The sequence below is a fragment of the Methyloceanibacter sp. genome, assembly GCF_050728395.1.
In the GTDB taxonomy this organism is placed as follows: domain Bacteria; phylum Pseudomonadota; class Alphaproteobacteria; order Rhizobiales; family Methyloligellaceae; genus Methyloceanibacter.
In genome coordinates this window covers 1-5,794 of the sequence record NZ_JBOHJB010000137.1, presented here as the reverse complement: position 1 = coordinate 5,794, position 5,794 = coordinate 1, and the positions used below count along the sequence as shown (strand labels likewise).

5 protein-coding genes are annotated in these 5,794 nt (G+C 65.3%); all 5 read left to right on the top strand.

Going from position 1 to position 5,794, the window contains the following annotated elements:
* The coding region (locus ACREC7_RS15465; protein ID WP_431556588.1) for an ACT domain-containing protein at nucleotides 1-1,070 on the top strand (1,070 nt) is incomplete at its 5' end.
* A gap of 151 nt (nucleotides 1,071-1,221) precedes the next feature.
* The gene (gene murJ / locus ACREC7_RS15460; protein WP_431556587.1) at nucleotides 1,222-2,784 is read left to right on the top strand and encodes a murein biosynthesis integral membrane protein MurJ; all 1,563 of its coding nucleotides are present in this window, start codon (nucleotides 1,222-1,224) and stop codon (nucleotides 2,782-2,784) included.
* Between the two features lie 74 nt (nucleotides 2,785-2,858).
* Nucleotides 2,859-3,749, top strand: coding sequence for an HpcH/HpaI aldolase/citrate lyase family protein (locus ACREC7_RS15455; RefSeq protein WP_431556586.1), 891 nt, complete (start codon nucleotides 2,859-2,861; stop codon nucleotides 3,747-3,749).
* A 314-nt stretch (nucleotides 3,750-4,063) separates the two neighbouring features.
* Nucleotides 4,064-5,107, top strand: a complete 1,044-nt coding sequence (trpS, locus tag ACREC7_RS15450) for a tryptophan--tRNA ligase (RefSeq protein ID WP_431556585.1) — start codon at nucleotides 4,064-4,066, stop codon at nucleotides 5,105-5,107.
* A 48-nt stretch (nucleotides 5,108-5,155) separates the two neighbouring features.
* The gene (locus ACREC7_RS15445; protein WP_431556584.1) at nucleotides 5,156-5,728 is read left to right on the top strand and encodes a universal stress protein; all 573 of its coding nucleotides are present in this window, start codon (nucleotides 5,156-5,158) and stop codon (nucleotides 5,726-5,728) included.
* The last annotated feature ends 66 nt before the right edge of the window (nucleotides 5,729-5,794 follow it).

Genomic DNA, 5,794 nt, shown 5'->3' with positions numbered 1-5,794 from the left:
ATGTGGAGGCAGAGACCGCGACCTGGCTCGTCGAGCATCATCTGGTGATGAGCACCTTCGCCCAGAGCCGTGACCTGAACGACCCGAAGACCATCCGCGACTTCGCCGATCTGGTGCAGAGCCGCGAGCGGCTGAAGCTCCTGCTCGTGCTCACCGTCGCCGATCTGCGCGCCGTGGGGCCCGGGGTGTGGACCGGCTGGAAGGGGCAGCTCCTGCGCAACCTCTATTTCGAGACCGAGCCTCTGCTCGGCGGCGGTCATATCACGCTCACCCGCAGCGAGCGGGTGACGCGCGCCCAGGATGCGCTCAGAGAGAAGCTCGCCGACTGGCCGAAGACTGACCTCGAGCGCTTCATCGACCGCCACTATCCGGCCTATTGGCTCCGCACCGATCTCGACGTCATCGCCGAGCACGCGAGGCTCATCCGCGACGCCGACGCCCAGCGCAAGTCTCTGGCTATTCATATCGCGACCCACGCCTTTCGCGGCGTCACCGAGATCACCTTGCTCGCGCCGAACCATCCCCGCCTGCTCGCCATGGTGGCAGGCGCCTGCGCCGGCGCCGGCGCCAACATTGTCGATGCGCAGATCTCGACCACGCGCGACGGCATGGCACTCGATACCGTTCAGCTCGAGCGCGAGTTCGACCATGGCGAGGACGAAGAGCGGCGGGCGAAGAGGATCGCTGCCACCATCGAGAGGCTGTTGAAGGGCGAGGTGCGCCTGGCCGACGTGGTCGCCGCCAAGAAGAAGCCGAAGGCGCGGCTGTCCGCCTTCACCGTCGAGCCGCAGGTGGTGATCGACAACACTCTGTCCGACGCGCTCACCGTGATCGAGATCAACGGCCTGGATCGCCCCGGTCTCCTCTATGATGTGACGCGCGAGATCTCGGACATGAATCTCGATATCGCCTCGGCCCATATCGCCACCTTTGGCGAGAAGGCGGTCGACGTGTTCTACGTCACCGATCTGACCGGCAAGAAAATCACGAGCTCGAGCCGCGAGAGCATCATCCGCGATCGTCTGACCAAAGCCTTGACGGCGCGCTCCGCGGCGCTCGTCCCGGCCTAGACTCTATTTTGTCCTCACCGAGCCCTCATGCTGAGGAGCGGCCCAAAGGCCGCGTCTCGAAGCATGGTCGCCGGGCGGTTCCAAGTCGCGAATTGGCCTCATCCTTCGAGACGGGCGCTCGCGCCCCCTCCTCAGGATGAGGGGCGGACGCATGGCCCTTTACCGCGCCTTCGCCACCGTCGGGGCGATGACCATATGGAGCCGCGTGCTTGGCTTCGTCCGCGACGTGCTGATCGCAGCGGTGCTGGGCGCCGGGCCGATCGCCGACGCCTTCTTCGTCGCCTTCCGCGTGCCGAACCTGTTCCGCCGCCTGTTCGCGGAGGGCGCCTTCGACGCCGCCTTCATCCCGCTGTTCGCCAAGCGCTTTCATGGCGAGGGCGGCGAGGAGGGGGCCCGAGCCTTCGCCGAGCAAGCCCTAGCCGGGCTCACGCTTGCCCTTGTCGCCTTCACGCTTCTTGGCGAGTTCGTCATGCCTTGGCTCATGCTGCTGCTCGCCCCGGGCTTTGCCGCCGACCCGCAGAAATTCGACCTCGCCGTCCTGCTTGCCCGCATTGCGCTGCCCTTTCTCCTCTGTATGTCGCTGGTGGCGCTCTATTCCGGCGTTCTGAACGCGCTCGGGCGCTTTGCCGTCGCCGCTTTTGCGCCGAGCCTGCTCAATGTCGTGCTCATTCTTGTGCTGCTCATTCTGATCGCCCTCGGTGACGTGGACCAGAAAAGCGCCGCAGTGGCGCTCGCCTGGGGCATCGCCGCATCGGGCGTGTTGCAGGTGATCGTCGTCGCGGTAGCCGCGGCGAAATCGAAGATGCGGCTCTCCTTCCGCCCGCCGCGCCTCGATGCGGACATGCGCAGGCTGCTTGCACTTGCCGCCCCTGGCTTCATCGCCGGCGGCATGAACCAGATCACCGTTGTGCTCAACACCGTCATCGCCTCGCTGCAAGACCGGGTGGTGTCCTGGTTCTACTACGCCGACCGGCTGTTCCAGCTTCCACTTGGCGTCATCGGCGTCGCCGTCGGGGTGGTGCTTCTCCCTGAACTCAGCCGCCGTCTGCGCTCAGGCGACCACCAAGCAGCCATGGACAGCGAGAACCGCTCGCTGGAAACGGCGCTGCTTTTGACGCTGCCGGCGGCGGTTGCCCTGTTCGTGGCGGCAAACCCCATCGTGCGCGTGCTGTTCGAGCGCGGCGCCTTCAGCGCTATCGATGCGCATTCGACCGCCGCCATGCTTGCAGCGCTCGCCCCTGGGCTGCCGGCCTTTGTGCTGATCAAGGTGTTCCACCCGGGCTTCTTCGCCCGCGAGGACACCAAGACGCCGATGATCTTTGCCGGCATCGGCATGGCCGCCAATGTCATGCTGGCACTGCTTCTGTTCGTGGTCCTCGGCGCGGTCGGCATCGCCATCGCCACCACCATTGCCGGCTGGCTCCAGGCAGCCCTGCTCGCCGGCACGCTGAAGGAGCGGGGTGAATTTGCCCTCGACCGGACCTGCAAGCGCCGACTGCCCGCAATTCTCGCCGCGAGCCTGATCATGGGCGCCGTGGTTTGGGCCCTCGTCCATGGCCTGGGCCCCTGGTTCGAGCCGGTGAATGGCACGCTGGTACAAGTCGTGGCGCTCATGCTTCTCGTCGGCAGCGGCCTTGCCGTTTACGCCGGGACCGCGGCGGCTCTCGGAGCCTTCGACGCAAGGTCCCTTCTCGCCAGACTTGGGCTTCGCTAAGCCCCGAAACGGAAAGGGTTGTCCGGCCCGGAGCACCGGTCTACGCTGCACTGCACAAAGAGGGGATCGACGCCATGCAAGGCCGCCCGCGCCGGAGCGTGCTCTATATGCCGGGCTCCAACGAACGCGCCTTGGAGAAGGCCAAGACCCTCCCCGCCGATGCCCTGATCCTCGACCTCGAGGACGCCGTGGCGCCGGACGAGAAGATCAGGGCGCGCCAACAGGTCTGCGCCGTGGTGAAAGGCGGCGGCTATGGCGCCCGCGAGGTGGTCATCCGCGTCAATGCGCTTGAGACCCCGTGGGGCACCGAGGACATTCTCGCCGCCTGCGACGCCGAGCCCGACGCCATCCTGGTGCCCAAGGTCGTGCATGCCGGCGACATCGTCAGCGTCGCCAAGATCCTGCAAGGCGTGCATGCGCCGGACAAGATCCGCCTCTGGGCGATGATGGAAACGCCGATGGCGATCCTCAACGCCCGCACCATCGCCGCCGCAGCCGTCTATGCCGAGAACCGGCTCTGCTGCCTCGTCATGGGCACCAACGATCTGATCAAGGAGTCGCGGGCCCGGGCGCTGCATGACCGCTTCGCCGTGGTTCCCTGGCTCGCCATGACCCTGCTCGCGGCGCGCGCCTACCGCCTCGACATCATCGACGGCGTCTATAACGACTTCCGCGACGACAAGGGCCTGCGCGATGAGTGCGAGCGCGGCCGGACCCTCGGCATGGACGGCAAGACTTTGATCCATCCAAGCCAGGTCGGGCCGTGCAACGAGATCTTCTCGCCGACGCAAGAGGAGGTCGACTGGTCGCGGAAAGTGATCGATGCCTTCGGCCATCCTGAGAACGAGAGGAAGGGCGTGATCGTGGTCGAGGGGCGCATGGTCGAGCGGCTGCATTTCGTCATGGCCCAGCGCACCGTGACCATCGCCGAGCAGATCCGCGAGATGGAAGGCGCCTGCGTCTGATCTGTCCGGTTGTGGAATTCCAGTGCAGCATCGTGACCCCTCTCCCCTTGTGGGAGAGGGCTTTCCGCCGCGATCTTGCGCGCGAAGCTGCGCAAGTCGCATGGCGGGAAGGGTGAGGGGTATTTGTTCGGCGGTGCTTCGCCGCTTACCCCTCACCGCGGAGGCGATGCCTCAGCGTGCTCTCCCACAAGGGGAGAGCGGGAGATCACTCTGGCGCTCTGGATCACTATCGAGCTAGTCGCCTAGTGCCGGGCAGAGGGGTGCTTGCGCCTGCCTCACGCCCAAGCCATAACCGGGTCGACAAGGGCGAGCCAATGCAAAAGACCAGAACCAAGACCCGCGTATTCTCGGGCGTTCAGCCCACCGGCAATCTGCATCTCGGCAACTATCTCGGCGCCATCACCCGTTTTGTGGCGCTGCAGGCTGAGCACGACTGCCTTTATTGCGTGGTCGACCTCCACGCCATCACCGTGTTCCAGGACCCCGACGAGCTCAAGCACAACACTCGCGAAGTGACGGCGGCCTTCATCGCCTCAGGGATAGATCCGGCACGGCACATCATCTTCAATCAGAGCCAGGTGTCGGGCCACGCCGAGCTTGCCTGGATCTTCAATTGCGTGGCGCGCCTCGGCTGGCTCAACCGCATGACCCAGTTCAAGGAGAAGGCGGGCAAGGACCGCGAGAATGCGTCCGCCGGGCTCTATGTCTATCCCAACCTGATGGCGGCCGACATTCTGCTTTATCACGCGACCCACGTTCCCGTGGGCGAGGACCAGAAGCAGCATCTCGAGCTTGCCCGCGACATCGCCCAGAAGTTCAACAACGACTTCGCCAAGACCATTGCCCGGGCCGGCTACGACGGCGGCTTCTTCCCGCTGCCCGAGCCTCTCATCACCGGCCCCGCCACGCGGGTGATGTCTTTGCGCGACGGCACGAAGAAGATGTCGAAGTCTGACGAATCGGACATGACTCGCATCAATCTCACCGACGACGCCGACACCATCGCCAAGAAGATCAGAAAGGCGAAGACTGACCCCGAGCCACTTCCCTCAGAGAGCAAGGGGCTGGAAGGCAGGCCCGAAGCCGAAAATCTTGTCGGCATCTACGCATCACTTGCCGAGACGGATAAGGAGGCGGTATTGCGCGACTTCGGCAACGCCCCCTTCTCCAAATTCAAGGAGCAGCTCGCCGAGCTGGCTGCAAGCCGGCTTGTCCCTATCGGCACCGAGATGAAGCGCCTGATGGCCGACCCGGTCGAAATCGACCGCATCCTCGACGATGGCGCCAATCGGGCGCACGCCATCGCCGACCCGATCCTCGCCATGACCAAGGACATCGTCGGCTTCATCAGAAGCTAAGGCCGTAGCCGCAGTGCCCCGATGACAAAACCTGCGAGTGATGGCAGCATGGCCCCCATGGCGACCAAGAAGCAAACCGAAGCGGCGAGGAAGCACATTGCCGAGGCGTCTAAGCCGCGCCTGAAGCGGCAGGCTTTCGTCGAAGGCCACAAGCGCAAATTCCTCGTCGTGGTCGACGAGACGCCGGAATGCGAAAGCGCGCTTGCCTTCGCCGCAAGCCGCGCCGTGCGCACGCGAGGCCAGCTTGCCCTGCTCTACGTGGTCGAGCCTGGCGCCGAGTTTTCCCACTGGCTCGGGGTGGAGGAGATCGCCCGCGAGGAGGGGCACAACAAGGCGCGCGCCGTGTTCCGCCTGTTCGGCCGCAAGCTGAAAGCGATGGGCTTCGAGGAATTGGCGCCTGAGGAGATCGTGCGCGAAGGCACCAAGGCGGAAGAGATCACCAAGCTGATCGAAGAGGACCCCGATATCGGCGTGCTCGTGCTCGGCGCTTCCAAGGACCCGTCAGGCCCGGGCCCGCTCGTCACCACGCTCGCCGGTGGCAGGTTCGCCGGCACCTTCCTGGTACCGATCACCGTGGTGCCCGGCTGCCTCGGGCTCGAGGAGATCTTGGCGCTGGCCTGACGGCCACAGGCGTTGCCTCTCTCATCCCTCGCTCAAGCGCTCGACGAGCCAAGCGGCAATGCGACG

Excerpts from the sequence above, each read along its gene's own strand:
- ACREC7_RS15455 (WP_431556586.1), top strand. The coding sequence starts at position 2,859 with ATGCAAGGCCGCCCGCGCCGGAGCGTGCTCTATATGCCGGGCTCCAAC.
- trpS (WP_431556585.1), top strand. The coding sequence starts at position 4,064 with ATGCAAAAGACCAGAACCAAGACCCGCGTATTCTCGGGCGTTCAGCCC.
- murJ (WP_431556587.1), top strand. The coding sequence starts at position 1,222 with ATGGCCCTTTACCGCGCCTTCGCCACCGTCGGGGCGATGACCATATGG.
- ACREC7_RS15445 (WP_431556584.1), top strand. The coding sequence starts at position 5,156 with ATGGCCCCCATGGCGACCAAGAAGCAAACCGAAGCGGCGAGGAAGCAC.